The 218-nt window shown below is 39.4% G+C and carries 1 tRNA gene; it reads right to left on the reverse strand.

The window, feature by feature from the left end:
• Nucleotides 1-128 precede the first annotated feature (128 nt).
• Nucleotides 129-204 (reverse strand) — tRNA-Glu (locus tag H5084_RS19430).
• Nucleotides 205-218: the final 14 nt, after the last annotated feature.

Genomic DNA, 218 nt, shown 5'->3' on the forward strand with positions numbered 1-218 from the left:
CATTGTTTTTGTGCGATAAATAAGAACATTTATCAGCTTTCCTAATTGTTAAAGAGCAGTGTTAAAAACACTTAATAATCATTCTAAGCAGAACAGTTATTAAGTGACTTTAGATTCTAGAATAGTGTTGGTATCCCCAAGGGGATTTGAACCCCTGTTACCGCCGTGAAAGGGCGGTGTCCTAGGCCTCTAGACGATGGGGACCCGGAACTATTTTT

This window comes from Psychromonas sp. SR45-3 (assembly GCF_014163575.1).
Classification (GTDB): domain Bacteria; phylum Pseudomonadota; class Gammaproteobacteria; order Enterobacterales; family Psychromonadaceae; genus Psychromonas; species Psychromonas arctica.